3 protein-coding genes and 1 pseudogene are annotated in these 3,183 nt (G+C 65.5%); all 4 read left to right on the plus strand.

Translation table 11 applies throughout. The features are described from left to right. The first annotated feature begins 148 nt into the window (after positions 1–148). A complete protein-coding gene (locus BN903_RS12330) occupies positions 149–1,156 on the plus strand; it encodes a PhnD/SsuA/transferrin family substrate-binding protein (protein WP_048078004.1) in 1,008 nt (335 codons plus the stop codon). A gap of 27 nt (positions 1,157–1,183) precedes the next feature. Continuing rightward, positions 1,184–2,011 carry a phosphonate ABC transporter ATP-binding protein gene (gene phnC / locus BN903_RS12335; protein ID WP_048078005.1) on the plus strand — a complete coding sequence of 276 codons (828 nt, stop codon included), beginning with the start codon at positions 1,184–1,186 and terminating at the stop codon, positions 2,009–2,011. After that, positions 2,008–2,976, plus strand: a complete 969-nt coding sequence (gene phnE, locus BN903_RS12340; RefSeq protein ID WP_048078006.1) for a phosphonate ABC transporter, permease protein PhnE — start codon at positions 2,008–2,010, stop codon at positions 2,974–2,976. The genes phnC and phnE overlap by 4 nt, the downstream gene beginning before the upstream one ends. Positions 2,977–3,063: 87 nt before the next feature. Further along, positions 3,064–3,183, plus strand: a pseudogene (locus tag BN903_RS16015) (imidazole glycerol phosphate synthase subunit HisH); the annotation flags it as partial.

Consider the following 3,183-nt stretch of genomic DNA (forward strand, 5'->3'; position numbering starts at 1 on the left):
GGAACCGCGACGGCGACGGCGGCGACGGTCAGTCGCGGCTCGGTGAGTTCTGATCCTCCCTCTGACGCCGCTCGACGCCGACGGTCGTTCATGATCTATATAGAAAACATAGAAAACGATTAGTCACGCGAGTGAAACCGTCCTGTGTATGTCCGACAACAGGTGGGCGGCGGATCGGCGAACGTTTGTCAAAACAGCGGGTGCGGCCGGTGCGATCGGTCTCGCAGGCTGTTCCGGTAACGGCGGAACCTCCGGCGAGACCGACGACGTTCCGACGGCGCGGTTCGTACTGAACCCGGCGGAGTCGGACGTCGCGATCGAAGAGCAGTACCAGCCGATGTTCGAGTACCTCGAGTCGGAGGTCGAGGTGACGATCGAGCCGAGCCGCGCCGAGAGCTACACGGCGACGCTCCAGGCGATCCGAAACGATCAGGGCGAGATCGCGGACATCTCCCCGTCCGCGGTCATCGCCGGCGAGGACATCCTCGACATCGTCGGCGTCCGCATCGCGTACGGCGCGGCACAGTACTTCTCGACGGTCACGACGACGCCCGACAGCGGCATCGAGTCGCTCTCGGATATCGAAGGCGAGCTCATCTACATGGGCGACATCCTCTCGGTCTCGGGGACGCTCGTCCCGCTCACGCTCCTCCAGAACGCCGGTCTCGACGTCGGCGACGCCCCCAACGGCGACCCGGGCAACTTCGAGGCGGAGTTCTCGGACCACACCACCGCGCGCGAACAGATGGTCCAGCGAGACGACGTGATGGCGGCGACGACCGGCGCGTTCTCCTCCGCGCCCTACGTCCCGCAGGCGCAGTTCGAGGAGATGTCGCAGGACTTCGTCGACATCTCGGCGGAGTACGAGGGCGCGGGCGACGAGATCGAGTCGTCGGGTACCGAGCTCCAGCTGCTCGCCGTCTCCGACCCGATCCCGCGCGCGCCGCTCGTGACCCGTTCCAACTGGGACAACTCGGTCAAGGGCGACCTCGAAGAGGCGATGCTCAACGTCACCGAAGAGGATCTCAGCCACGGCGACGACTACGACGGCGAGCCGCTCTGGTTCACCGGCGTTCAGGAGGGGAGCATCGACGACTACCAGCCCATCCGGGACGTCCTCGACCAGCTCGGTCTCTCCTTCGAAGACCTTTCGTAAGGCCCCCCGAGAACAACATTTACCGTAATGAGTAGTATCACAGTCGACGGACTGACCAAGCGGTTCGGCGAGACCGTCGCGCTCGACGACGTCTCCTTCGAGATTCCCGAAGGGGAGTTCGTCATCGTGCTCGGTGTCTCCGGGTCGGGGAAGTCGACGCTCCTCCGCTGTATGAACGGGCTCGAAACGCCTACCGAAGGCGAGATCCGAATCGGTGACACCCCGGTCACCGAGCCCCGTCCGGACATCGCCATGATCTTCCAACAGCACAACATCATCGAGCAGATGAACGCGTACTCGAACGCGCTCACCGGCTCGCTCAACCGGAACACGTTCGTCGACTCCCTCTTCCAGCGGCAGAGCGAAGCGGACAAGCTCCAGGCGCTCGACGCGCTCGACACCGTCGGTCTCTTGGACGAGGCCCAGCAGAACGCCCAGCAGATGTCCGGCGGACAACAGCAGCGCGTCGGGATCGCCCGCGCGCTGGTACAGGACCCGACGCTACTGCTCGCGGACGAGCCGGTCGCGAGCCTCGATCCCGGCTCCTCTCAGCAGGTGATGGGCTACCTCCGAACGGCCGCGGCCGAGCGCGGCCTGACCGCGGTCATCAGCCTCCATCAGGTGAACCTCGCTCGCAAGTTCGGCGAGCGGTTCATCGGTCTGCGCGACGGACAGAAGGTGTTCGACGGCTACCGCGACGAGTTCGACATGGACGTGATCGACCAGATCTACGGCGACATCGACACTGAAGGCATGTTCGCACCCGACGGTGAGACGGACGGCGGCTCGGCCGACGACGGCTCGATCGACGACGCGTCGTCGAAGCGCGTGTCCGGGGGCGGGATGGGTCAATGAGCCACGACGACGCCGTCCGCGACCGGTACAAGGCGATCGTCCTCGCGCGTCGCGTCCGCGCGCTCGTGTTCGGGGTCGGACTGGTGGTCCTCGCCGGACTGTTCTACTACGCGCTCACCTCCGTCGGGTTCTTCGAGGCGAACATCCCGAGGTACCTGCCGAACTTCCTCAACGCGCTGCGAGACTTCTTCCCGTTCCTCACGCCGGGATTCCCGTTCATCGACCCGAGCGGATTCGCCGCCTACTGGTCGTTCATCACCGAGCAGAACCTCATCTGGGGCGGGTTTGGCGGCGACACCCCCCTGCTCGGCGAGGCCGGGATCACCCTCGCGATGGGCTTTGCCGGCACCGTGATGGGGTTCCCGCTCGCGCTGCTTTTCGGCGTCCTCGGCTCCGGTCGCGTCACTCCCTTCCCCTTTAACTTCATCTTCCGCGGACTGATGTCCTCGATCCGCGCCATTCCGGCGCTGGTGTGGGGGCTGATCTACATCCCGCTCGGCGGAATCGGCCCGGTCACCGCGACGCTCGCGATCGCGACCGACACGGTCGGGAACCTCGGTCGGCTGTTCACGGACGAACTCGAAGAGATCGAGGACGGCCCGATCGAGGCGATGGAGACGACCGGGGCGAACAAACCCCAGCTCATCACCTTCGGGATGCTCTCGCAGGTGACGACGCCCTTCATCGCGTGGACGCTGTACATCTTCGAGATCAACGTCCGGATCGCCGTCTCGCTCGGCATCATCGGCGGCGGCGGGCTCGGGCAGGTGCTGTCCGTCCAGCAGGGGCTCTTCCGGTTCACCAACATGATGGCGACGATCCTCGTCATCCTCGTGTTGATCATCTCGGTGGAGATCGTCTCCCAGCGGATCCGGTCGGCGCTCCGCGAGGGCGACGAGGCGCAGGGGATCGTGGCGCTACTCTTAGGCTTCCCGCAGCGGATGGCCGAGGCGGCGCTGAAGTGAACTGAGCCGCTCGGTGCTTTTCGCTCGCCGGGGCGACCCGACTGTCGCAAGGGAAACCGATTTTTCCGTCCCCCTCCGAGAGGGAGTATGAGTACCTTCGAGCCGCCCGCGGAGACGCTGGCGGACGTCGTCTTGGTCGACTACGGGGCTCGGAAACCTCCGGTCCGCGACCCGCGGGTTGGAGCGAGCGGGGGCCAGCGTGGAGAT

The sequence above is a fragment of the Halorubrum sp. AJ67 genome, assembly GCF_000513435.1.

Excerpts from the sequence above, each read along its gene's own strand:
- BN903_RS12330 (WP_048078004.1), top strand. The coding sequence starts at position 149 with ATGTCCGACAACAGGTGGGCGGCGGATCGGCGAACGTTTGTCAAAACA.
- phnE (WP_048078006.1), top strand. The coding sequence starts at position 2,008 with ATGAGCCACGACGACGCCGTCCGCGACCGGTACAAGGCGATCGTCCTC.
- phnC (WP_048078005.1), top strand. The coding sequence starts at position 1,184 with ATGAGTAGTATCACAGTCGACGGACTGACCAAGCGGTTCGGCGAGACC.